This is a genomic window from Actinomadura atramentaria DSM 43919 (assembly GCF_000381885.1).
Taxonomy (GTDB): domain Bacteria; phylum Actinomycetota; class Actinomycetes; order Streptosporangiales; family Streptosporangiaceae; genus Spirillospora; species Spirillospora atramentaria.
The window spans coordinates 303988-328220 of sequence record NZ_KB907209.1 but is presented as its reverse complement, the minus strand read 5'-3'; the positions used below and the strand labels follow the sequence as shown (position 1 = coordinate 328220).

Here is a 24233-nt window from a genome sequence, read left to right as displayed (position 1 = left end):
GGCCGCGGGCCCGCGCCGCGCACGGCGGGCAATCACGAAAACATCACGCGTTGTGTGAACTTCTCCCTGTTCACACGGTCCAATCCGCGCGACGGTGGGCGTTCGCGGGGAGCGGCGGCGGTGGGCGGCGGTGTCGCGGGGGCACGGCCGCCCGCCCCGGAACGCGCCGCGCTCGTCGGGACCCGGTGCCAGCACCGGTCGTCGGCGGGGGAGCCTGTTACGGCGTTATCTTGCAGAATCCCGAGGCTCTCGTCCTCCTGGACCCCTCCACGCTCGACCGGGGCCGCGACCGTCAGGCCGCGGCCCCGGTCCCGCTCACGCGGGCGGCGTGTCGTGCGGTTTCCGGACGATGCCGAGCTTGCTGCCGAGCCAGACCACCGGGTCGTACTTGCGGCCCGCGACGCGCTCCTTCATCGGGATCAGCGCGTTGTCGGTGATCTTGATGTGCTCCGGACAGACCTCTGTGCAGCACTTGGTGATGTTGCAGAACCCGAGCCCCGCATCGTCCTGCGCGATCTCGCGCCGGTCCAGGACGTCCGCCGGGTTCATCTCCAATTCCGCGATCCGCATCAGGAACCGCGGCCCGGAGAACTTCGGCTTGTTCTCGTCATGGTCGCGGATGACGTGGCACACGTTGTTGCACAGGAAGCACTCGATGCACTTGCGGAACTCCTGCGAGCGCTGGACGTCCACCTGCTTCATGCGGATGTCGCCGGGCGCGACGTCGCCCGGGTCGAACGCGGGGATCTCCCGGGCCTTCTCGTAGTTGAACGACACGTCGGTGACGAGGTCGCGGATCACCGGGAACGTCCGCACGGGCGTGACGGTGATCGTCTCGTCCTCGGTGAACGTGGACATCCGCGTCATGCACATCAGCCGCGGCATCCCGTTGATCTCCGCCGAGCACGACCCGCACTTGCCCGCCTTGCAGTTCCACCGGACGGCCAGGTCGGGGGCCTGGGTCGCCTGCAGCCGGTGGATGATGTCGAGGACGACCTCGCCCTCGTTCACCTCGACGGTGTAGTCGCGCAGCTCGCCGTCCCCGTCGTCGCCGCGCCACACCCGGAACTTCGCGTCGTAGCTCACTGGACCTCCTCCGGCAGTTCCTCGGCGGTGAGGTACTTCTTCAGCTCGGAACTCTCGAACAGCCGGAGGAGGTCGGGGTGCATGGGCTCCATCGGCTGCCGTCTCAGCTCGACGCGCGGGTCGTCGGGGTCGCCGACGAGTCGGCACACCAGGTTCACCTTGCGCCACTCGGCCGACATCTGTGGATGGTCGTCGCGGGTGTGCCCGCCCCGGCTCTCCTCGCGCTCCAGCGCGGACTTGGCGATGGCCTCCGCGACGAGGAGCATGTTGCGCAGGTCGAGCGCGAGGTGCCAGGCCGGGTGGTAGCCGCGTCCGCCGTCGCCCACCGCGACCGGTTCGACGGACACGTTGCGGACGCGTTCGCGCAGCTTGTCGAGCGCTTCGAGCGCCTGCCGCAGCTCGCTCTCCTTGCGGATGATGCCGACGAGGTCGTTCATCGTCTGCTGCAGCTCGGAGTGGACGGCGTACGGGCTCTCGCCGCCCGTCCGGTCCAGCGGCGCGAGCGCCTCGGCGACGGCCTTGTCGACCTCGTCCTGCGCGACGGCGGGCCGCTCGTCGAGGTTGTCGAGGTACTCGGCCGCGCCGATCCCGCAGCGGCGGCCGAACACCAGCAGGTCCGTCAGGGAGTTCCCGCCGAGCCGGTTGGACCCGTGCATCCCGCCGGAGCACTCCCCCGCCGCGAACAGGCCGGGGACGAGCGCCGCGCCGGTGTCCGGGTCGACCTCGACGCCGCCCATGACGTAGTGGCAGGTCGGGCCGACCTCCATCGGCTCGGCGGTGATGTCGACGTCCGCCAGTTCCTTGAACTGATGGTGCATCGCGGGCAGCCGCCGCCGGATCTCCTCCGCGCCGCCGGGCATCCGGCCGACGACGGTGAGGAACACGCCGCCGTGCGGCGACCCGCGTCCGGCCTTGACCTCGGCGTTGATGGCGCGGGCGACCTCGTCGCGGGGCAGCAGCTCGGGCGGGCGGCGGTTGTTGTCGGGGTCGTCGTACCAGCGGTCGGCCTCCTCCTCGGTGGTCGCGTACTGGTTCTTGAAGACCTCGGGGATGTACTCGAACATGAACCGCTTGTCCTCGGAGTTCTTGAGGATGCCGCGGTCGCCGCGCACCGACTCGGTGACGAGGATGCCCTTCACCGAGGGCGGCCAGACCATGCCGGTCGGGTGGAACTGGACGAACTCCATGTTCAGCAGCGTCGCGCCCGCGAGCAGGGCGAGCGCGTGCCCGTCGCCGGTGTACTCCCAGGAGTTGGACGTGACCTTGAACGTCTTGCCGATGCCGCCGGTGGCGAGGATGACGGCGGGCGCCTCGAACACCACGAACTTCCCGGTCTCGCGGACGTAGGCGAAGACGCCCGCGATCCGGTCGCCGTCCAGGAGCAGCCGGGTGACGGTCGTCTCCGCCCAGACCTTGAGCCGGGCCTCGTAGTCGCCGTGCTCGCGGTGGTCCTCCTGCTGGAGGGCGACGATCTTCTGCTGGGTGGTGCGGATCAGCTCCAGGCCGGTGCGGTCGCCGACGTGGGCGAGGCGCGGGTACTCGTGGCCGCCGAAGTTCCGCTGGCTGATCTTGCCGTCCTTGGTGCGGTCGAACAGCGCGCCCCAGTGCTCCAGCTCCCAGACGCGGTCGGGGGCCTCCTTGGCGTGCAGTTCGGCCATCCGCCAGTTGTTGAGGAACTTCCCGCCGCGCATGGTGTCGCGGAAGTGGACCATCCAGTTGTCGTTGGGATTGACGTTCCCCATCGACGCCGCCGCGCCGCCCTCGGCCATCACCGTGTGCGCCTTGCCGAACAGCGACTTGGAGATGACCGCCGTCTTCTTTCCCTGGAGCCGGGCCTCGATCGCGGCGCGCAGCCCGGCGCCCCCGGCGCCGATCACCACGACGTCGTACCGGTGCCGTTCGATCTCCGTCATGAGTCTGTGGCTCCCTCTAGTTGAACAGCCGGGGGTCGGAGAAGGCGCCGCTCGCGACCAGCGCCACGTACAGGTCGGCGACGACGAGCGAGCCGAGCGTGATCAGCGCGAACTGCCCGTGCCGCTGGTTGATCTTGGAGACCTGCTCCCAGAGCCAGTACCGGACGGGGTGCTTGGAGAAGTGCTTGAGGCGGCCGCCGACGATGTGGCGGCACGAGTGGCACGACAGCGTGTACGCCCAGAGCAGGACGACGTTGGCGACCAGGATGATCGTGCCGAGGCCGATGCCGATCCCGCCGTCCGCGCCGTGGAAGGCGCGGATCGCGTCCCAGGTGTTGACGAGCGAGATGAGGACGGCGAGCAGCCAGAAGTACCGGTGCAGGTTCTGGCCGATGAGGGGGAACCGGCGCTCGCCGGTGTACTTCTTGTGGGGCTCGGAGACCGCGCACGCGGGCGGGGACGCCCAGTAGGAGCGGTAGTACGCCTTGCGGTAGTAGTAGCACGTCAGCCGGAACAGCAGCAGGAACGGCAGCGAGATGACGGCGAACGGAATCCAGCCGCGCGTCCCGGCCGGGAGGAAGGTGCCGAATTCCGCGGCGCTGCCGTGGTGCTCGCCCATCGTGACGTTGTTGCAGATCTCGTTGAAGCACGGCGAGTAGAACGGCGTCAGGTAATGGTACTGGGGGACGTAGAAGGCCGATCCCCAGAATGCGCGGATGGTCGCGTAGACCACCCACGCCGTGAAGATGACGAGCGTGGTGACGGGGTAGACGCGCCAGTCGTCCTTGCGGAGCGTCCGTGCCTTGATTCGGGCGCGCGACCGGTCCGGCGCCTCCAGTGTGCTCATTGATCGCCCTCCTGGGCCTCGGGTCTTGACGGTCCCCGTTTCCTGGGCGGTCGCGCGCACGGCCGTCGCGCCGCGGCCCGGAGGCGGCACCGCGTGAGGGGCGGTGACGCCTCGTGTGCGCTACCAGCGAAGCGACCTTACGCCAGGACGCCTCGACTGTGACATACATAACAGCCGGGGATCGGTGTGACTCCGGCCACAGATACACCCGGACCGCTTTGCCCGTGGAACACCGTTTCGGTCATAACCACCGCCTATGGCCGCTGTCTATTGACACGAGCGCTCCGGGGAATGAGCGGGCGCGCCGGGCCGGTCCGTGCCCCGGCCCGGTCCGTCACCGATCCGCGCCCGGCGAAACCTCCCAGCGGTCGATCACCTCCGGCGTGGCCCGCTCCGGGCCGCACCGCATTCCCGGGATCGGGGCCGCCTTTTTCCGCACGCGGCCATTCGCGGCGCCCGGAGATCGCCCGGAGAACCGGGATTCCCGGTTCGCCGCCCGCCGGGCAATGGTGCGGACGCGTCGTTCGGCCCGGGCCGCTCGTCCGCTGCCGGCGGGGCGGGGCGGCGGGGACCGGCTTCGTACCGATCTCGTTTATTCGGCCACGATGTCGGCGGTGTGTGGCATTCTCGACCCTGTCATGACCGACACGATCGAGATCCAGACCCCGGCCGCCGCGTGGCGGCCCCCCTCCGCGACCGGCCCGCTGTGCCTGACGTGCCTCGGCGCGCGGGTCGTCATCACGCCCGGCGCGCGCGGGCGCGTCCGCGCGCCCGCGGTGAACGCGCCCGTGGTCAACCCGCCCGTGGTGACTCCGTGCCCCTCGTGCGCGCCCGCTCCGGCGGCGTGCGCCCGCGCCTGAGCGCGCCCTCCGTTCCCTCGCCCGCGATCCCGCCGTCCGGCGGGGCGCGGGCTTCTCAGTCGCGCGGCCATGTAGCCGACGAACAGCGGCCCGGCGGCGAGATAGGCGTTCGCGGCGAGCGTCGGCACTCCGTGGAACCCGTACTCGGACGGCCCGCCGCCGTGCGGCGTCCACCACGGGACGGCGAGAACGAACAGCGCATATCCGGCGAATGCCAGGCGGTACGCGCCGTCGCGGAGCAGGACGGCGAGCGCGGGCACGACCCACACCCAGTGGTGCGCCCACGAGACGGGCGAGACGAGCAGCCCGGTCACGCCGGTCACCGCCACCGCCGCGAGCCGGTCGCCGCGCCGCGCCCACCGGGCGGCGACGGCGATCCCGGCCGCGCCGAGCAGCGGCGGGACGGCGCCGAACCACGCGCCGACGTCCCCGTGCATGATCCGGACGGCCGCGCCGTACGGCGACTGGTTGCTGATGTAGGGAATGCCGACGCGCGTGGTGTCGTAGAAGACGTCCCGCCAGTAGAGCCAGGACGCGTCGGGCGCGACCGCGAATGCGAGCCCCGTGCAGATCAGGAACGCGGCCGTCGCCGTCACGGCCGCCCGGATGCGTCCGGTGGCCAGGAGCAGCACGACGAAAATGGCGGGCGTCAGTTTGATGGCGGCCGCGATGCCGATTCCCGCCCCGCGCCGGAAATCCGCGAGGACGAGCGCCATCAGGAGAATATTCACCTGCCCGAGAAAGAACGAGTGCCACACGGGTTCGAGCAGGAGTCCGGCCGCGACGGCGGCGGCGAGGTTCGTCCGCGTGACGCGGCGGCCCGCGAGCCGGAGCGTCGACGCGCACGCCCACGCGAACGCGGCGACCGCTCCGACCTGCCAGATCGGCCGCGCCAATGTCAGCGGCAGCGCCGCCAGCGGGACGAACGCCGCCCCGAGGAACGGCGTGTTGGTGTACCAGAGCCCGACGAGCCGTTCCCGGTACAGCCGCGTCCCCTGCGTCACGACCCGGCCGCCCTCCCAATAGATGTGGAAGTCGAGCGAGTCGTAGAACAGCGAGAAAACGACGACCGCCGTGATTTCGACGGCCAGGACGGCATACGCCCAACGGGCCACGGGAACCATTCCTCGGATCGGGGATTCCCACGGTCCCGACCGCGCCGGGCCGAGCGCATCGGGCCGGCGGCGGCATTTCCCTGAACGCGGGTGGCCGTGGGGCGTACGCCTCGCGGCCAATGGGAGGAACGGCGACGGATCGTTACGATCAACGTATGTCGACCTCGTCAGCGCGCCGAGTCGCGGGCACGGCGCTCGCCTGGGGCGGCGCCGCGCTGTACCCGTTCGTCCTGTATCTGACGATGTTCCACGGCAGCCACGGGTTCCAGAGCTACGAAGTCCTGGCCTCGGTCGTGCTCACGCTCGTCACCGCGTCCCTGCTGCGCCGCGCACCGCTGCCCGCCCTCGCGGTGCTGCTGCTGGCGTGGGTCGCGGCCGCGCTCGCGCACCGGCAGACGTACGTCGCGGGCCTGCAGATCGTGGTGGCCGACGCCGCCGTCGCCTACATCGCGGCGACGCGGCGGCGCTGGACCGCGGCGGTCGCCGCCCTGCTGACGCTCGTCACGCAACTGCTCTCGGCGGCGGCGTTCCCGACCGGCCCCGACCTGGCCACGCACGCGCTGCTCGTCGTCGTCCTGCTCGGCGCGGCGTGGACGGCGGGCCGCTCCGTCCACGACCGCCGCGCGCACGAGCGCGAGCTGCGCGCGCGGGCGACCGAGCGGGCCGTGGACGCCGAGCGGCTGCGCATCGCCCGCGAACTGCACGACATGGTCGCGCACAGCATCGGGATCATCGCGATCCAGGCGGGCGTCGGCGGCCGCGTCATCGAGACGCAGCCCGCCGAGGCGCGGCGCGCGCTGAACGCGATCGAGGACACCAGCCGGGAGACGCTGGCCGGGCTGCGCCGGATGCTCGGCGCGCTGCGCCGCACCGAGCCCGCGCCGCTCGACCCCGCGCCGCTCGACCCCGCGCCGCTCGACCCCGCACCGGGCGTCGCGGACCTGGCGCGGCTCGCGGCGGCGACGGCGGACGCGGGCGTCCGGGTGGACCTGCGGTGGCGCGGCGAGCGGCGTCCGCTGCCGCCGGACCTGGACGTGTCGGCGTACCGGATCGTGCAGGAGGCCGTCACCAACGTCGTCCGGCACGCGGGCGTCGCGAGCTGCCGGGTGACGGTCTCGTACGGCCCGGCGGCGCTGTCGGTGGAGGTCGAGGACGACGGGCGCGGCGCGGCCCGCGGCGGCCCCGGCGGCTACGGCCTCACCGGGATGCGCGAGCGCGCCGGGCTGCTCGGCGGGACGCTCGCGGCGGGGCCGCGTCCCGGCGGCGGGTTCCGGGTCGCGGCGCGGCTGCCGCTCCCGGAGGCGGCGGCGTGACCGTCCGCGTCCTGCTGGCCGACGACCAGCCGCTGATCCGCGCGGGCCTGCGCGTCCTCATCGCCGACACCCCGGACCTCGCCGTCGTCGGGGAGGCCGGGACGGGCCGGGAGGCGGTGCGGCTCGCGGCCGAGACCGCGCCCGACGTCGTCGTCATGGACATCCGGATGCCGGACATGGACGGCATCGAGGCCGCCCGCCGCGTCGCGGGCCGCGCCGGGCCGCGCGTGCTGATGCTGACGACGTTCGACGACGACGAGTACGTGTACGCCTCGCTGCGCGCGGGCGCGAGCGGCTTCCTCGTCAAGGACATGGCGCTGGAGGAGATCCTGGGCGCGATCCGCGTCGTCGCGGCCGGGGACGCGCTGCTCGCGCCGGGCGTGACGCGCCGCCTGATCGCGGACTTCGCGGCCCGCCCCGCGGCTCCGCCGCCCGCCCGGCTCTCCCTCGACGGCGTCACCGCGCGCGAGCGGGAGGTCCTTGCCCTCGTCGGCCGCGGAATGTCCAACGCGGAGATCGCCGCCGAGCTGACGATCAGCGCCGCGACGGCGAAGGCGCACGTCGCCCGCCTCCTGGCGAAACTCGCCGCCCGCGACCGCGTCCAACTCGTCATCGCGGCCTACGAAACCGGCCTCGCCACCCCCTGACTACCCGCCCGATTCGCCCCCGATAGGCGATGATCTCCCTAATGCGCGGCGGCGAGAGGAGAGGGTATGGCGGACGATCCCCCGCTGCTGGTCCGAATGGCGTCCCGCCTACGCGGCGAGATCCGCGCCGACACCCTGGAGTCCTTCCGCCGCGCGGGCGGCGTCGCGTACGGCGAGATCCACGCGGCCGAGGAACTGCGCCGCGAGCTGTCAACCGCGGACGCCGACCTGTGGAGGCTGCCGCCCGGCGTCGCGAGCCAACTGCTCTGCGCGTGGAACGCCTTCGTCCTGCAGTCCGTCGGCGAACACCTTCTGGACGCCGACTACGCCGCCGAACCCCGGACGGCCGGGTATGTCCCCGCCGTGACTCACGCACAGGTCGCCGCGTGTTTCGACCGTGTCGAGACGTGGACGTCACGGGCACGCCAGGCGGCGGGCAACCGCGCCTTCGACGTTCGCGACCTCGCCGCGCTCCCGGACGACCTGCCCGCCTGGGCCGAAGCCTCGCCGTGCCCGCTCCCCCACCTGCACGGCATGCTCGCCGCCGCCCGCGCCGTCCGAGGCCACGCCGAAGTCGCCCTCGGCGTCTTCCTCCAGACGGCGGGAACCGGGCACGAGTCCGACCTCGGCCTGCTCCGCCAGCTCGCCGCCGACGCCTCAACCGCCGCCGACTACGCGGAAGGGCTCCTCGAAGCCGACCCCGACCCGGGCCTACACGAAGCCGTCGAAGCCCGCCTCCAGCGAGCGCTGGAGACCTACTACCACCTGGGTCAGCTCGTCGCGATGCCCGCGCTCATCGCCGCCTACCGCAACGACGACCTCGGCATGCGGCCCCCCACCGCCGCACCGCCTGCGCCCACCGCGCCGCGAGCGTCGTTGCCGTCCACCCCGCACCGCGAACCCGCGGCACCGCCCCGCGCGCCCGGGCCGCGCCCCGACCCCGCCGCACCGCACATCTACCCGCCGCCCACTGGTGGCCCGGCGCGCGGGCCCACCGCGCGGCGGCTCCTTTCGCCGTCCGCCGGTGCTCCGGTGCGCCAGGCCGCCGCGCCGGAAGCCCGTTCAGCCGTGTCGCCGACCGCCGATCCGTGGCACCTCACCGCGTCGGACGAGGTCGCGCGGCTCCGCGCCGACCCCGCCGCGTGCGAGGCCGTCCGCGAGATGTGGCGGCACGCCCGGAAGGCGGCGCTCGCCGTGCAGGCCGACGTCGACGCGGCGCTGTGCGCGGGCGCGGTCGAGTACACCGACGACGCCGCGGGACGACCGTTCGGCGCGTACGACGAGTGTCCGTGGACGCCCGTCTACACGGTCGCGCGGCCCGCCGTGATCGGCGGCCGACGCCTGCGCCGCGGCCGCCGGTTCGCCCTGCGGTTCGCCGACGCGCCGGGCGTCGGCCCGCGCCTGGAACTCGTCGTCGGCCGCTTCGAGCCCGGCCCCGACCGGTCGCGCCTCACGGAACCCGCGACGTTCCCCCGCGCCGACGACGACGCCGCGCTGCTCCGGGCCGCGCCCCTGCTCGACGCCGAATCCGATCCCTGGTGCCTGACGTCGCCCCACCTCCTCCCGGCGCTGCTCGACGACCCGTCGCGGAACTACGAGATCGAACGGCTGTGGGCGCGCCACCCCGGCGTCCGGACGACCCTGCGCGTCCAGGCGCTGATCGACACCGCCTGGGAGGCGGGAGCCGTCGACCACGCCGCGACGGACGACGGCGAACTCATCGGCGGCCACGCCGATTGCCCGTGGGGCGCGGTGTACGCGGCGCGGCGCGCGCTGCGGATCTACGGCCGCGACCTGCGCCCGGACCGGACGTTCGTCTTCCGCGTCGGCGTGCGCCCCGACTCCGGCCGCTTCGAACGCGCGATCTCGACCGGCCCCTTCACGCGAGGCGACAGGCTGGGCGGCCTGCTCACCGTCCGGTCCGCCTTCTGACCCCGAGGAGACCCCCATGCCCGGCAAAGCGGACGAGCCTTCCTTCCTGACGCGGGTCGCGTCCCGGTTGAAAGGCGAGGTCCGCGCGGACACCCTCGAATCCTTCCGCCGGGCGGGCGGCGTCGCCTACGGCGAAATCCACGCCGCCGAAGAACTCCGCCGCCGCCTCGCCGCCGAGAACGCCGACCTGTGGACCCTCCCGCCCGGCACCGCGAGCCAACTCCTGTGCGCGTGGAACGCCTTCGTCCTGCAATCCATCGGCGAACACCTCCTGGACGCCGACTACACCGCCGACCCGCGCACGGCCGGGTACGTCCCGGCCGTCACCCACGCGCAGGTCATCGCGTGTTTCGACCGTGTCGAGGAGTGGACGTCGCGGGCGCGGCAGGCGGCGGGCAATCCCGCCCTCGACGTCCGGGACGTCGCCGCGCTCCCCGACGACCTGCCGGAATGGGCCGAGGGACTCCTGGAAGCGGACGCCGAACCCGCCTTGCACGAGGCCGTCGAAACCCGCCTGCAACGCGCGCTGGAGACCTACTACCACCTGGGCCAGCTCGTCGCGATGCCCGCGCTCATCGCCGCGTACGCCAACGAGGGCCTCGGCATGTCGCCGGTCCTGGACCTGCCCGCCCTGGACTCGTCCGCGTTCGACCAGTGGTGCCTGACGTCGCCGCGCGAACGCCAGCACTGGCGGAACGATCTCCGCGCGCGGCGGGCCGTCGAGGAACTGTGGAAACACGATCCCGATCCGCGCCGCACACTCCGCGTCCAGGCCGAGATCGACGCGGCATTCGAGGCCGGGCTGATCGACTACGCGCGCGGGAACGGCACCTACCTCGGCGCGCACTACGCGTGCCCGTGGGGCGCGGTGTACGTCGTCCTGCGCGCCGTGACGATCGACGGCCGCCGCCTGCCGGCGGGCCGCCAGTTCACGTTCGAGGTGAGCGCCGAGGCCGTGCCGCGCGGGGGCCGGTTCGTCCGCAGGCTCTCGGTCGGCTCCTTCACGCCGACGCGCGAGATCGGCTACTCCGGCGGCCCGCGCCGCTGAGGGTTGGGACGCGGAAACGCGGGCACGCCTGCCTTCAAGATCATTTCGGAGGGAGGCGGCATGGCCGCTGTGGACCGCGTCCGCGTGCCGCGCCGCGACATCCGGCTGCCGGGCGTCCTGCTGGGGGTCGGGCTCGGCGGGTTCGTCGACGGCATCCTGCTGCACCAGCTCCTGCAGTGGCACCACATGCTCAGCAGCACCAACACCGACCGCATCGGCGTGAAGTACTACAACCCGCACACGGTGTCGGGGCTGGAGATGAACACGGTGTGGGACGGGCTGTTCCACGTCGTGTGCTGGCTGGCGGTGCTGGGCGGGCTGGCCGTCCTGTACGCGCGCGTCACGCACGACCGGCGGCGGGTGTGGGGGTCGCGGGTGCTGTGGGGCTGGGTGCTCGTCGGGTGGGGGCTGTTCAACCTGGTCGAGGGCGTCATCGACCACGAAATCCTGGGCATCCACCATGTTCGGTCCGGCCCGCACCAGATGTGGTGGGACATCGGGTTCCTGGTCGTCGGCGCGCTGCTCGTCGGCCTCGGTCACCTGGTCCAGCGCGGCGGCCGGGCCGCCGAGGACGCGACGTGACGCACCACGCCGCCGGCCCGCTGGACGCGCTGGCGCCCGGCGCGGCGGTGCTCGTGCTCGCCGCCGCCTATCTGGCGGCCGCCGTCCGCGTCCGCCGCCGCGACCCGGCGCGGCCGTGGAGCACGCCGCGCACGGCCGCGTTCCTCACCGGCTGCGCGCTGCTCGTCCTGGCGGCCGCCGTCCCGGACGCGCACCACGACTTCCGCGCGCACATGCTCCAGCACCTGCTCCTCGGCATGTACGCGCCGCTCGCGCTCGTGCTCGGCGCGCCCGTCACGCTCGCGCTGCGCGCCCTGCCGCCCGCCCGCGCGCGGCGGCTCGTCGCGGTGCTGCGCTCCCGTCCGGCGCGGGCGTTCGCCAACCCGCCGGTCGCGCTGCTGCTCAGCACCGGGTCACTCGCCGTCGTGTACTTCACGCCGCTCTACAACGCGACGGCGGAGCGCCCCGCGCTGCACTTGCTGCTGCACGTCCACTTCGTGCTGTCGGGCTGCCTGTTCGCGTGGGTCGTCGCCGGGCCGGACCCCGCGCCCGCGCGGCCCGGCGTCCCGGCGCGGCTGGTCGTCGTCGGCGTGGCCGTCGCCGCGCACGGCGTGGTCGCCCAGCTCATGTACGGCGGGGTGTTCGTGGACGTCCACGCGCCCGTCGACCAGGTGCGCGGCGGCGCGGAGATCATGTACTACGGCGGGGACGTCGCCGAACTGCTGCTGGCCGCCGCGCTCGTCGCCACCTGGCGGCCCGTCCGCCGGGCGGCGGCCCGCGCGTAGGCACCACGGCCCTTTCGTCGACACGTTCCACCCCTGGACATCAAGTCACCACTGGTGACACCATTGATGACATGAAGGAGCGGTTGACGCGCGAGCGCATCGTGGACGCCGCCGTGGCCATCGCCGCGCGCGGCGAGCCGGACGGCCTCACCGGCCGCGCGCTCGGCGCGGAGCTGGGCGTGGACCGCTCGGCGGTCTGGCGGCACTTCCCCGACAAGGACGCGCTGCTGCTCGCCGTCGGGGACCGGCTGCTCGGCATGGCGGCCGACCGCGCGGCCGACCGCGTCCCGGCGGGGTTCGGCCCGCGCGAGCGGCTGTCCGCACTGGCCCGCGAGGTCGTGCGGGTCTACGTCGCGCACCCGTACGTCGGCGCGGCCGTCGCGTCGCGGACGACGCGCGGTCCCGGCGAGTTCCGGATCGTCGAGGCGATGCTGGCGGCGCTCGCCGAGGTCGGCCTGGCCGAGGCGGACGTCGTCCGCTACTACCGGATGCTCGCGGACACCGTCCTGGCGTACGCGGGCAACCGCGCGCAGTACGCGGTGCTGCCGCCGGACGTCCGGTCGGGCGATGAGCGCGCGTGGCTCGCGGAGTACGCCGCACTGAACCCGGCGGAATTCCCCGAGATCACCGCGCGCGCCCGGCGGCTCGCGGAGGTCACCGACGACACGGTTTTGGACACGTTGCTTGAGGGCCTTTGGCTGGCCGTGAGCGCGAGGGCGGAGGGACGGTCATGAGGTGGCGTCGGATCGCGATCGCTTCGGCGGCCGCCGTGGCGGTGGTCGTCGGCGGCTCGTACGCGGGGACGTCGCTGCTGGCGGTGCCGCCGCCGCACACGCTGTACCGGCTGCTGACGACGCCGACGTCGCAGGTCGGCGGGCTGTATCCGGCGCGGCGCGTGCCCGCGTCGGCGCATCCGCTGCCGTTCGCGGAACGTCCTGGAACGCTCCCGGCGACGGTGCCGTGGAAGGGCCGCCAGATCACGGTCGCGCAGTTCCTGGAGACGACGAAGTCGCGCGCGTTCCTGGTCGTCCGCGACGGCGCGCTCGTCCACGAGTGGTACGCGGACGGCGTGCGGCCGACGGACCGCATGGCGTCCTGGTCGGTGGCGAAGTCGATCGTCTCTCTGCTGGTCGGGCAGGCGATCGGCGAAGGGAGACTGCGCGAGGACGACCGCGTCGCGGACCTGATTCCAGCGGAGCACGTGAATCCGGCCGTCCGCGTCCGGGACCTGCTCGACATGGCGAGCGGCATCGACGTCCCCGAGAACTACCGCGAGTACTGGCCGTTCACCGGCACGGCCCGCATGTACCTGACGCAGGACCTGCCGGGTTTCGTCCGCGACCACAACGGCCTGGAGTTCACGCCCGGCTCGAAGGGCGAATACCGCAGCGTCAACACGCAGATCCTCGGCATGATCCTCGCGAAGGTCGAGGGAAAACCCCTCTCAGAGCTGCTGGGCGAACGGCTGTGGGGACCGATCGGCGCCCAGGACGACGCGACCTGGAACCTCGACCACGACGGCGGAATCGAGAAGGCGTTCTGCTGCGTCAACGCAACAGCGCGCGACTTCGCGAAGATCGGCCGCCTGGTCCTCGACAACGGCCGCGCGGCCGACCATCAGATCGTCCCCGCAGCCTGGATCAAACGAATCTCGACACCAGCCCCGCACCGCGTCTCCGAATGGCAGTACTCGGCCCAATGGTGGCACCCCGGCCACGGCGCCCACTCGGCCCTGGGCGTCTACGGCCAGTACGTCTACACGGACCCGGCCACCAACACGGTGATCGTCAAACTAAGCGACTACGGCGACGAACAGGACGAACAACAAACCTTCGACGTCCTCCACACGATCTCCACCACCGACCTCACAACCCGCCCCGCCTCCTGAAAAAATTGTGCCCTGGCGGTCCCCCCACCCCCCAGGGCCGTGATGGCAGAACCGTCACGGGCGTGTCAGCCCTGAAAACTGCTGTCGACGAGAAACGGGTCGCCGTTTGCGACCATCGTCGGATCGCAGCTCGACGAGACGTTCGTCGCCGCCAGACCGCTCCCGCTGATGTCCAGCGTCATCGCGGCGCCGTCGTACGACGCGGCCGGGGAACCCTCAAGGTCGAAACTGCAGCCCGCGGAGTCATGGACGTGAACGTCGAAACCGGCGAACTCCCCCTGAGCGACGCCGCCGACCGTGCTCGTCACGTTGAACGCCCAGGACGAGATGTTGGTGATGGTCATGACACTTCCCGGAGCAAGGCAACCAACGGGTACTGACGAGTCACTGAACGTCGCGGAGGTGATCATGAGAGGGGGCGGCGTCGGGGAATCGCTTCCCGCGAGGTCGACCGTGTCGCAGGCGAGGGCGATCCCCGTAGACGTGTCGTACAGGACGAACGGGCCCGTACTGGCAAAGAACACCGTGTTGGCAGGTCGCGCGGGCGCGGCCACCGCGACGGACGCCGACGCGCCGACGACCGCGAGCGCCGCCGCGCAGACGGTGAAGAGACGTTCGACCACCGTTCCTCCTCGATCGTGAAGCACGGGACGGCCGCGCCGCCCGGTCGGGTCACCGCCGCGGCGCGGTCGCCGCGGTGGGGCCGTGCCCGCCGGGGTGGCTGAGCGGGCACGGCCCGGTCCGGGGTCACCGCGCCGATCTGGCGCGGCTTCGTCGCGTCAGGAGCCGAGCGCCGTGTACGGCTTCGACGCGATGTACTCGTTGAAGATCATCGTGTTCTTGCCCGCGGCGGACGGCGTCCCCGCGACCTGGTTCACGAACCAGTCGGTGACGCCGGCGCCGAACGCGCAGCCGTTGGCCCCGCCGACGCCGAAGGCGTTGTCGACGTGCTGCGCGGACCGGACGGCGAGCGGCGGCTGCGACAGGACGATCTCGGCGGCCTGGCCCGTGATCGGGGTGTTCGGCGGGGGCGGGCTGGTCGTCCCGGTGCTCAGGTTGAGCGTGATCGGGTCGCTGTTGCTCGCGATGTAGCAGTTGTTGCCGAGCACCGGGTTGATCAGCTTGATCTTGAGCCCGAGCTTGATCTTGAAGTCCGTGCTCGTCGGCTGGTCGAACACGCCCGCGAACTCCGGCTGCGCGTAGACCGCGGTAACGACCGGGTCGCCGAAGAGCCCGGGCTGGACGAGCATCTTGTCGGCGTGCATCGCCCCGAACACGGGGGTGATCTTGCGGGTCGTGACGTTGAACTGGCTGCCGAACGTCATCCGGATCGGCGACGTGATCGACTGGTTGAAGTTGCCGACCTGGAAGGTTCCGCTCGTGACGACGACCGTGACGCACGTCGAACCGGCCGCCTGGTACCCGGGAAGCAGGGCGGGGCAGTCGGAGAAGTCGAAGGAGCTCGGCATCGGGTCCGGGTTCGTCATGGGCAGAGCGGGCGCCGCCTGGGCGCCGCTCGCGGCCACGGCCAGGGCGGCGCCAGCGCCGGCGAAGGGCAGCGCCACGCGCGAGAGCAGGCGGGATTTTCTTCTTGACTTCACGGTTCGGTCCTTTCCAGGGGGAGACAGGAGGCCGGTCGGCCTCCACACGATCCGTAGTCAGGTCAGCCGTCAGGAGCCGAGAGCGCTGTACGAGATATGGGCCGCGTAACCGTTGGCGATCACGGTGTTCCGACCGGCGGCGCTGGGCAGTCCGACCGCCTGGTTCACGGCCGTGTCGAGCGCACCGCCCGTTCCACATCCGGAAGCGCCGTCCACGGCGAACGCGTTGTCGACCTCGGTAATCGAGTAGACGCCGTAGGACGGGTCGGGCGACGTGACGGAGACGGGGAGCGAGCCGCTGATCGGGGTGTTCGGCGGCGGCGGGTTCGTCGTTCCGGTCGTCATGTGCAGCGAGATGGGCGAGCCGTCGCTACCGATATAGCAGTCGTCGCCCAACGCCGGGTTGATCAGCTTGACCTTCAACCCGATGTCCACCGAGCCGCTTCCGCCGTTCGGCATGCCGATCCCGCCCGCATATTCGAGGCGCGCGTAGACCGGACCCGTGACCGACCCTCCGAAAACACTGGAGGGCAGTTGGACGTCGGCGGCGTCGATACCGCCGAACGAGTACACCTGCTTGCGCAGTATGCGATCGTAATAATTGTTCCAGGTGAACGCGACCGGTGACGAGATCGAGTAATCGACGTTTCCGACCTGCACCGATCCGCTCGTGACCACGAGGTTGATGCACAACCCGTTGAGTGTTCCGGCCGGGAGGGCGGGGCAATCGGAGAAGTCGAAGGACGTCGGCATCGGGTCCGAATGGGCGGGCACCGCATTCGCCGTACCCGCTGACAGCGTCAGGGCCGCTGCGGAGACGGCGACCGGCAGGGTCTTCCACGCATTGCGGCGAACGATCTTCGGGAACTGCATTCCAGCCTCCGGTCGATGAAATGTCGATCGTACGGAGTGGTGCTTTCGGTCGGCCGTGCCCGCAGGCAGGTGGACGCCCGCGGGCACGGCCCGTCATCGAGGGGTCAGGACCCCAGCGCGGTGTACGGCTTCGACGCGATGTACTCGTTGTAGACCATCGCGTTGTTGCCGGCAGCGGCGGGCGTTCCGCCGATCTGGTTCACGAGCCAGTCGGCCAGGCCGAGACCGAAGAGGCATCCGTGGGCGCCGGGCACGGCGAAGGCGTTGTCGACGTGCTTGGCCGAGCGGACCGCCAGCGGCGGCTGGGACAGGACGACCGTCGCGGCCTCACCCGAGATCGGCGTGTTCGGCGGCGGCGGATTCGTCGTCCCGGTGCTCAGGTTCAACGTGATCGGATCGCTGTCGCTGCCGAGATAGCAGTTTTCCCCGAGAACCGGATTGACAAGTTTGATCTTGAGACCGATCTTGATCTTAAAGTCGGTACTCGTCGGCTGGTCGAACACCCCGGCGTACTCCGGCTGCGCGTAGACCGCGGTCAGCCCGGTGTCGCCGAACAGGCCGGGAATGACGGGCATCTTGTCGGCGCGGAGCTTCCCGAACACGGGCGTGATCTTGCGCGTCGTCTTGTTGAACTGGCTCGCGAACGTCATGCGGATCGGCGAGGTGAAAGCCTGGTCGAAGTTGCCGAGCTTGAATGTTCCACTCGTCACCACGACCGACACACACGTCGAACCCGCGGCCTGGTACCCGTCCTGCAGCGCCGGGCAATCCGAGAAGTCGAACGAGCTCGGCATCGGATCCGGGTTCAACGCCGGCGCCACCGGTGCGGCCTGGGCGCCGCTCGCGGCAACGGCCAGCGCGGCGCCTCCCCCGGCCAACGGCAGGATCACGCGGGACAGCAGCCGGGAATTCTTGCTGAGTTTCACGGTCGATCCTTTCGGAGTGCGATACAGGAGCCTGAAACGGTTTCCTTCGATCCGTGATGCGGTTTCACGACGGGCCCCCTCGGGGGTCCGTTTCCTCCGGTGAAAGCCTGCAGCGGGGGTGGCCGGACGAGGAGCGGTTCGTGATCGGCCGTGCCCACGGGCGGGTGGATGCGCGCGGGCACGGCCTGTCATCGAGGGGTCAGGACCCCAGGGCGGTGTAGGGCTTCGAGGCGATGTACTCGTTGTAGATCATCGTGTTCTTGCCCGCGGCCGCCGGCGTGCCGGCGATCTCGTTCACGATCCAGTCGGCCACTCCGAGGCCGAACAGGCAGCCGTTCGCGCCCGGCACGGAGAACGCGTTGTCGACGTGCTTGGCGGAGCGGACCGCCAGCGGCGGCTGCGACAGCACGACCGTCGCGGCCTCACCCGAGATCGGCGTGTTCGGGGCCGGCGGGTTCGTCGTGCCCGTGCTGAGGTTCAGCGTGATCGGGTTGCTGTTGCTGCCGAGGTAGCAGTTGTTCCCGAGAACCGGGTTGATCAGCTTGATCTTGAGACCGATCTTGATTTTGAAGTCCGTGCTCGTCGGCTGGTCGAACACCCCGGCGTACTCCGGCTGCGCCTGCACCGAAGTCAGGCCGTACTTGAAGATCAGCCCGGACTGGATGAGCATCTTGTCGGCGCGGAGCTTCCCGAACACCGGCGTGATCTTGCGCGTCGTCTTGTTGAACTGGCTCGCGAACGTCATCCGGATCGGCGAGGTGACCTGCTGGTCGAAGTTGCCGACGGAGAACGTTCCGCTGGTGATCACGACGCTGATGCACGTCGAACCCGCCGCCTGGTACCCGTCCTGCAGCGCCGGACAGTCGGAGAAGTCGAACGAACTCGGCATCGGGTCCGGGTTCAGCGCCGGCAGCGCCGGCGCGGCCTGGGCGCCGCCCGCCGCCATCGCGAGCGCCACACCGGCCCCCGCGAGCGGGAGCGCGACACGGGAGAGCAGGCGATTGCCCTTGGTTGACTTCACAGTGGTTCCTTCCGATATGGGGTGGGTTGAATCACCGGTATGGCGACGCCACGGCGTCGTCAATGGCGATCCTCGGCCGGAAAGTCACGGGCTGGTGATCCTCTGAATCGGGTTGAACGCGAACTTCGCGCTTACATTGTGCACCGCGAAATTGTTCGTGAACCCGGGGATCGAATTGGTGGGACAGCTCGAGTCCGGAGTCGAGTAGAGGTAAGACGGACTGGGGCTCATGATCCCGGTTTCGGGATCGTACTTGCCATTGAACGCGGCGTCGGAGACATCAGTGCGCGGGGGCGGGGGCAGCGGCACCCTGCGCGTCAGACCGAAGCCGATAGTGCAACCGTCGGGCGCCTTCGCCGAAAGCCGCACTCCGTTGATGGTCACATCCCCGCCGGTCGCATAAGTACCGCTGGTGCTGCCGAACACGACATCCGCGAGCGCCGTCACCGTGATCGGCTGCCCCGAAGGCTGGCTCACGCAGCCGTCGAAGGCCATGTCGCCCGTCGCGAGTCCTGCCTGCGGATGCCAACGGCCAGCCCTGAACTTCAACCGCACCGTCGCCGAGTCGCACTCGATGGACCCGCCGGTTCCCGGGATGACGAACGGTTCGGCCTTCGCGACGGATACTCCGCCCGGCGACACCGAAACGGTGCTTACGTCGTACTTCTGGTCGCTGCAGTCCGTCGACGGGGAGCACCAGGCGCCGCTGATCGCACGGACGGTGTTCCCCTCGCCCGACGCGACCGCGTCCAGAAGCGGCGACAGATCCTCGTCGACGCCGCATCCTGCGAACTTCGGAATCGTCAAGGCGATGTCCTTGTCCGTCGTGTACTCACCGCCGTAGGGCAGCTGGGAGTGACCGACGTGCGCGTTGCCCAGGAACCCGTTGAGCTGAAGGAATGCCCGGCCGCTCTCGCACTTGTCACCGAGCGGGACGGCGACTCCGTTGACTCGCGCGCCGACGGCCTGCACCCTGACGAATCCGCGCACCCAGCCCAGGTCATCGCCGTTGCGTGGCAGATTAAAAGCCTGGATCGTGTCACCGCGCAGGTTCGCGACATCGCTTCCCTCAGATTCCGGGCCGGCCACCTGGACGACGCGGGAGACCATGCTGGTCGGCATGAAACCGAATCCAAGCGCGGATCCGCGCGAATCCTTCGTTTCCGCCTTGAGGTAGCCCTCAGACCCGATGTAGTTCTCGCTCTTCGAGGTCCACGAGTACGGATTCATGCGAATATTCGCACTCGCCGCGATGGGAACCGATGCGCCGAGTTTCTTGATGGTCGCGAAGCCAGTCATTTTCGCGCACTCGGGCTGGCCGTCCCCGGCCGCGCCCGGCACGGCGTCGGCCGGCCTTCCCTGGAGGTCGCCCATGCTTAGCTTCGGGTCGGGATTCATACCGCGAAGACGCGTGGCCGGCTGCAGCGCCTCGCAGTTGTACCGAGCCTCCGCCTCGGGCTCGGCCGAGTCGGCGGCGGACACGGCGCGAGCCTGCTCCGAACCCGCGAAGCCGATCGACCCGAGCCGACCGCTTCCGCTCGGGGTGCAGACGAGTTTGGCGATGCCCCCCGCCGCGCCCGCCGGGTCGACATTCAGACTCAGCTCTATCGCGCCTACCGAAAGGGCGACCTCTGCCGGGCGATCGACCGTGAGCGGGGATGGACGCACCGTTCCGACGATGCGCAGCGAGTCGCCGTCAGTGCTCTTCACCCCTGCTACCGAGAACGGCGACCAGTCCAGGCTATCGTCGCCTTCTCCCGTCTGGGCAAGAACACTGAGCCGAGCACTGCCCGTCACGGACGAAAGGTCCTGAGAATGCGATGAGCCATCCTGGACGACGGTCAGCGGAACCGTGACGGCGACCTTGAAGTCGTTCAGTTCGACAGGGTTGCCGATGCTTCCCCTTTTCGGCAGCCGGCCGGAGAGTTCAACGGTCGCTTCATGGGGTCCCGTGGCGGTCGAGCAGGCGTATACGGAATGGGAGTCCACGTCGGCCAGCGCGGAGGGCAGTCCAGTACTCAACGCGAACATTGTCGAAAATCCTGTGAACGCGGCCGCCACTGACAAGGAACGCGGAGTCCAACGCATCTGCCAAGATCCTTCATTTCATAGTGTTCACAGCACGCCCCGACCGATTCCGACCGAGCGCCTGCTCAATGGATTCCCGAGAACCCGATCGATGGCCCCGTGCCCCCACCGGTTCCGGTGGGGGCACGGTTTCTGCGGATCAGTCCGCGGAAATGATCACGCCTTGGAAATGGTCAGCGTCGGGTCGATGACGTAGGCGCCGTCCAGGAAGATGGTGTCGCCGTTGTTTGCCACCGTCGAGTCGCAGTTGTTGGTGTTCGAGATGGTGAGGTCGTTGCCGGAGACGGCCAGCGTCGCGGTCGAGTTGTCGTACGTGCCGTCGATGTTGCCGGTCACGTCGGCCGTGCAGCCGTCGCTGTTGGCGAGGTGGACCTTGACGTTCTGCAGCGTGCCGTAGACGACGCCGCTGGTGACGTGGTCGCCGACGAACGTGAAGGCGTTGGTGCCCGAGTAGTCCGGCGTCATGGTGACGGTGAAGCCGGCGCTGGCCGGGCAGCCGCCGCCGGGCACCGAGGTGTCGGAGAACGTCACGCTGGTGAGCGTGCCGAGCAGGTTGCTCGCGTGCGTGCCGAGGTTCGCGGTGCCGGCCGCGGTGGACGTGTCGCAGGTCACGACGACGTTGGTCTGCTCCTCCAGCGCGTAGAGCGTGTACGCCGGGGTGCCGGTGATCGAAGAGCTGCTGCCGGAGACCGTCCAGTCGCCGGGGCCCGCGAAGGCCGGGGCGGCCATCACGCCGAGGGCGGCGGTGGCGGTGGCGGTGGCGATTCCGGCGGTGCGCATGAACTTACGCATGTCAGTCTGCGTCCCTTCAGGGGGTGGCAAGTGTTGTGAGTCGTAGGAACACTTCGCTAGTAGGGATACTGACCGCGGTACTGCAGAAGCGACTCCTTCAAAATCCGAGAACGGGGCGGGTTCCGGATCGAACCGACTTCTTCAGCCGGTTCATCCTCGGCGCCGGCGGCTCGCTCCCCGGCGTGCCGTCACCAGGAAGATACGACGGCCGCAACCTCGGAATCAATAGCGCATCGACAGTTTTTTCGCGTTTCTGGAACCATCTTGCACCGTTGTCATCAACTTAATTTTTGATCACCGCCATATTGTCACCGGCTTATAACGTCGTTATCGACACGCCCGGCGTCCATGACGTTACCCAGCGGTACCGGGCACTGATCCGCCGCCGGGACGGGCAGTGTTGCCTCTGGTCAGCATGTGCTTGCGCGAGGGAAACTGTGAATTTGCGCCGACGAACACATTCCAACGGTCATCACCGACACGTGAATCGGACGCGTTGGCGTTCTTCCAGTAGGCGGCCGTGGCCGGGTTCAGCCCACACGGCCTTACGGCGACGTGCGACCAGCGCGGTCAGCCCCGGCGGAGCACGCAGTCAATAGGCGAGCCTCGCGCACGGTGTCTCTGCCGACCGGGCGTTCCACGGCGCAGTCCTCGCCCTTCCACGCACGCGAAGCTTTGCGCCGATCGGACCGCCTCGAGCGAACGTGTCCGGACGGCCTATCAGGGACTGGTAACGGTTTGAACCGGATTCACCATGAAGGCGCCATCGACCGTGAACGTGTCACCCACATTGGCGATGGTCCGATCACAATTCGTACTTTCGATTACAGCACCGGTATCAGCGGCGGGTACAACCGTCCCCGTAGAATTCTCATATGTAACCGGAATTCCGCCCGGAAAACCAATATCCGCCACACAGCCGTCACTGAGGTTCGTCACCCGCAGCGAAATTCCCGTGATCCTGCCTTCGACCTTCCCCGATCCGGCGTCATAAGAAGATGCCTGGTATTTCCACGGCAAGTGGAGCGGAGTCAACTGCGCGGTGGATCCGGCGCTTGCTGGGCACCCTACCGACCGGGACGAATCCGCGAATGAGATGGAGTCGATGGAGAGCAGGTCATCGCCGGACAGACCTGAGCCGGCGTGGGCCGTCGAGGATGAAGTCACCGTGTCACAGGTGACGACGATCCCGGTCTGATTCTCCATCACATAAAGCGTATAGGCCTCTGTGGCGTGAATTGTTCCGCCGGGTAGGAATTTCCAGGTCCCGGCCACTCCCGAGGCTGCGGTGGCGAGGATGCTTGCGGTGACGAGGACAGCGGTGGACAGGGCGGTCTTCTTCGTGCCTCTCACTACGGACTCCGATCGCGACGGCTGAGCGGATTCGCACCCTCCGGCGAACCGCCTATATGGAGATGGTATATCAGAATCAACATTTTGGTGCGCGCGGTATTCAAGCTCGAAGTGTCCAGTCTGGAGTATTGGCGGCACTGCGCTTCCACGCGGAGCCGGATTGTCATTCGCCGTGCCGGATTTGGTGTCTAACGCTCCGTCTTCCTGAAAACGTGAGGACCACAGCTGTCGCGGAGGCGGCGACGCGGTCGGCGTCCTCGGCGCGTAGGTCAGGCGTCGAAGGTGTCGATGTTGTTGATCTTCCAGGTTTTGTGGACGTAGAGGGCGTCGATGGCGAAGACCGTGGCGGAGTAGCTCGACTTGTTCTTGTCGGTGCGGGTGTTGGTCTGGTCGGCGAAGATGAGGACTCGGGCGTGGTCGCCGTCGAGGTTGGTGACCGCGGAGTCGGTGACCGTCGTCGTGAGAATCGTCTTCTGCTGCGGGGCCTGCTGGCGGACCAGGGCGAAGAGCTTGTCGTACTGGCGGACCGCGTCGCCGGTGAGGACTTCCTTCGCCGCCTTCTCCGTCTTGGAGACGTCGGCGTAGTTGTAGGAGAAGACCGTGTTCACGGCGGTGGTCATCTGGCCTTTGACCTCGCTGGTGCGGCCGTTGTCGCTTAGGGCGCCGTTCTTCGCGGCGGCGTCGCCGGTCCATTCGTCGGCTTCGGCGGCCGACCAGGCGGCCAGCGAGCCGAAGGCGATCGTCAGGACGCCGAGGAAGGTGACCAGGCGCATCCGGCCCGTCGCGGGAATCACGCGGGTGAGCGCGGAGGGGAGTTTCATGTCGTCAGTTCTCCCTCACTCGCCGACGCCGGTCGGGGCCTGCTGGAGCGCTGAGAGCTTCCAGCCGGTCGGGGTCTTGGTGAGCTGGCCGAGCATGCGCGAGGTGCGGGTGGAACTGCGGCCGCCGTCCGCGGTCACGGTCACGCGGACCGCCGCCATGACGGCCGCCTTGCCCGCGTGCGAGTCCAGTTCCGTCAGCGCGGATTCGAGGATTTTCGCGGAGCTGTTCGTCTTGCCCTTTTGGATACTCGCCCGCATCTCGTCGCGGCCTTGGACGATCTGGTCGTACAGGTCCGCGGTCGTCGAGTCCTGCCAGACCTTCAGGCCGGCGTCGACGCTGCGGTAGTCGAGCGTGTTGAGGTTGATGATGCCCTGGTCCGCGGCGCGCAGGACCTCGTCGCGCGTCCGCGCGTAGGCGATCGTGTCGTCATGCGAGGCCGAGTAATACGACCAGCCGAACCACGCCGCCGCGACGGCCGCGATCACCGTGACCGTGAGCGCGACCAGGACGAGCGGGTCGCGACCGCGCCTCGGCTCCGCCTCTTTCTTTACGGCGGGCTTTTCCTTCTCGGACCCGGCGCGCTCTGCGGCCTCGTCGGTCGCCGCCTCCTTTTCGGGCTCCGCTTCCGTTTCCGCGTCCGCCTCGTCGACATCGGCCACCGCCTCGGGCTCGCGCTCCGGCTCCTCGGCCGCCGTCTCCGCGGCGGGCTTCTCGTCGGCCTCAGGGTCCGACGTCTTCTTCTCCTGCGTTCTGGTCACCTGA

At 69.8% G+C, this 24233-nt stretch carries 22 protein-coding genes; 8 read left to right on the top strand and 14 right to left on the bottom strand.

The features are described 5' to 3' along the window. Positions 1 to 315 precede the first annotated feature (315 nt). From G339_RS0105480 to G339_RS36440, 4 genes are all read right to left on the bottom strand, one after another. On the bottom strand, positions 316 to 1086 hold the full coding sequence (locus tag G339_RS0105480) for a succinate dehydrogenase/fumarate reductase iron-sulfur subunit (RefSeq protein WP_019630076.1): 771 nt from the start codon (positions 1084 to 1086) through the stop codon (positions 316 to 318). Continuing rightward, complete coding sequence (locus tag G339_RS0105475) at positions 1083 to 2999, bottom strand: fumarate reductase/succinate dehydrogenase flavoprotein subunit (RefSeq protein WP_019630075.1); 1917 nt, start codon at positions 2997 to 2999, stop codon at positions 1083 to 1085. The genes G339_RS0105480 and G339_RS0105475 overlap by 4 nt, the downstream gene beginning before the upstream one ends. Positions 3000 to 3015: 16 nt before the next feature. Next, a complete protein-coding gene (locus G339_RS0105470; protein WP_019630074.1) occupies positions 3016 to 3846 on the bottom strand; it encodes a hypothetical protein in 831 nt (276 codons plus the stop codon). Between the two features lie 592 nt (positions 3847 to 4438). Then, positions 4439 to 5821 (bottom strand): glycosyltransferase 87 family protein, encoded by a 1383-nt coding sequence (locus G339_RS36440; protein ID WP_019630073.1) that lies wholly within the window; start codon positions 5819 to 5821, stop codon positions 4439 to 4441. 155 nt (positions 5822 to 5976) lie between these two features. On the opposite strand from G339_RS36440, the gene G339_RS0105460 reads away from it, so the two are divergent. The 8 genes from G339_RS0105460 to G339_RS32650 all read left to right on the top strand — a co-directional run bounded on the left by G339_RS0105460 (position 5977) and on the right by G339_RS32650 (position 13995). Next, on the top strand, positions 5977 to 7134 hold the full coding sequence (locus tag G339_RS0105460) for a sensor histidine kinase (RefSeq protein WP_019630072.1): 1158 nt from the start codon (positions 5977 to 5979) through the stop codon (positions 7132 to 7134). After that, complete coding sequence (locus G339_RS0105455; protein WP_019630071.1) at positions 7131 to 7781, top strand: response regulator; 651 nt, start codon at positions 7131 to 7133, stop codon at positions 7779 to 7781. Before G339_RS0105460 ends, G339_RS0105455 begins: the two co-directional genes overlap by 4 nt. Before the next feature lie 66 nt (positions 7782 to 7847). Continuing rightward, the gene (locus tag G339_RS36435) at positions 7848 to 9713 is read left to right on the top strand and encodes a hypothetical protein (protein ID WP_026341160.1); all 1866 of its coding nucleotides are present in this window, start codon (positions 7848 to 7850) and stop codon (positions 9711 to 9713) included. A gap of 16 nt (positions 9714 to 9729) precedes the next feature. Then, on the top strand, positions 9730 to 10761 hold the full coding sequence (locus G339_RS0105445) for a hypothetical protein (protein WP_019630070.1): 1032 nt from the start codon (positions 9730 to 9732) through the stop codon (positions 10759 to 10761). 60 nt (positions 10762 to 10821) lie between these two features. Then, a complete protein-coding gene (locus G339_RS0105440) occupies positions 10822 to 11343 on the top strand; it encodes a DUF2243 domain-containing protein (RefSeq protein ID WP_019630069.1) in 522 nt (173 codons plus the stop codon). After that, a complete protein-coding gene (locus G339_RS0105435) occupies positions 11340 to 12107 on the top strand; it encodes a cytochrome c oxidase assembly protein (RefSeq protein WP_019630068.1) in 768 nt (255 codons plus the stop codon). Before G339_RS0105440 ends, G339_RS0105435 begins: the two co-directional genes overlap by 4 nt. A gap of 71 nt (positions 12108 to 12178) precedes the next feature. After that, entirely contained in the window at positions 12179 to 12841 is a 663-nt protein-coding gene (locus G339_RS32655) for a TetR/AcrR family transcriptional regulator (RefSeq protein ID WP_051107776.1), read from the top strand. Further along, positions 12838 to 13995: a serine hydrolase domain-containing protein gene (locus tag G339_RS32650; protein ID WP_019630066.1), complete on the top strand. Its 1158-nt coding sequence runs from the start codon at positions 12838 to 12840 to the stop codon at positions 13993 to 13995. Before G339_RS32655 ends, G339_RS32650 begins: the two co-directional genes overlap by 4 nt. Before the next feature lie 65 nt (positions 13996 to 14060). On the opposite strand, the gene G339_RS0105420 is transcribed toward G339_RS32650, so the two are convergent. The 10 genes from G339_RS0105420 to G339_RS0105375 form a co-directional block, all read right to left on the bottom strand. Next, on the bottom strand, positions 14061 to 14618 hold the full coding sequence (locus G339_RS0105420) for a hypothetical protein (RefSeq protein WP_019630065.1): 558 nt from the start codon (positions 14616 to 14618) through the stop codon (positions 14061 to 14063). Positions 14619 to 14774: 156 nt separating this feature from the next. Next, positions 14775 to 15482, bottom strand: coding sequence for a hypothetical protein (locus G339_RS0105415; protein WP_240489748.1), 708 nt, complete (start codon positions 15480 to 15482; stop codon positions 14775 to 14777). 183 nt (positions 15483 to 15665) lie between these two features. Continuing rightward, on the bottom strand, positions 15666 to 16469 hold the full coding sequence (locus G339_RS36430) for a hypothetical protein (RefSeq protein WP_019630063.1): 804 nt from the start codon (positions 16467 to 16469) through the stop codon (positions 15666 to 15668). Positions 16470 to 16573: 104 nt separating this feature from the next. Beyond that, a complete protein-coding gene (locus G339_RS0105405; RefSeq protein ID WP_019630062.1) occupies positions 16574 to 17395 on the bottom strand; it encodes a hypothetical protein in 822 nt (273 codons plus the stop codon). A 199-nt stretch (positions 17396 to 17594) separates the two neighbouring features. Next, positions 17595 to 18416: a hypothetical protein gene (locus G339_RS36425; protein WP_019630061.1), complete on the bottom strand. Its 822-nt coding sequence runs from the start codon at positions 18414 to 18416 to the stop codon at positions 17595 to 17597. 84 nt (positions 18417 to 18500) lie between these two features. Then, positions 18501 to 20438 carry a DUF6801 domain-containing protein gene (locus G339_RS0105395; RefSeq protein ID WP_157407362.1) on the bottom strand — a complete coding sequence of 646 codons (1938 nt, stop codon included), beginning with the start codon at positions 20436 to 20438 and terminating at the stop codon, positions 18501 to 18503. A 222-nt stretch (positions 20439 to 20660) separates the two neighbouring features. Continuing rightward, positions 20661 to 21296 (bottom strand): hypothetical protein, encoded by a 636-nt coding sequence (locus tag G339_RS0105390; protein WP_019630059.1) that lies wholly within the window; start codon positions 21294 to 21296, stop codon positions 20661 to 20663. A 720-nt stretch (positions 21297 to 22016) separates the two neighbouring features. Continuing rightward, positions 22017 to 22649 (bottom strand): hypothetical protein, encoded by a 633-nt coding sequence (locus tag G339_RS38560; protein ID WP_157407361.1) that lies wholly within the window; start codon positions 22647 to 22649, stop codon positions 22017 to 22019. A 269-nt stretch (positions 22650 to 22918) separates the two neighbouring features. Next, positions 22919 to 23470: a hypothetical protein gene (locus G339_RS32635; RefSeq protein ID WP_019630056.1), complete on the bottom strand. Its 552-nt coding sequence runs from the start codon at positions 23468 to 23470 to the stop codon at positions 22919 to 22921. Positions 23471 to 23485: 15 nt separating this feature from the next. Further along, positions 23486 to 24229 (bottom strand): nuclear transport factor 2 family protein, encoded by a 744-nt coding sequence (locus tag G339_RS0105375; protein WP_019630055.1) that lies wholly within the window; start codon positions 24227 to 24229, stop codon positions 23486 to 23488. Positions 24230 to 24233: the final 4 nt, after the last annotated feature.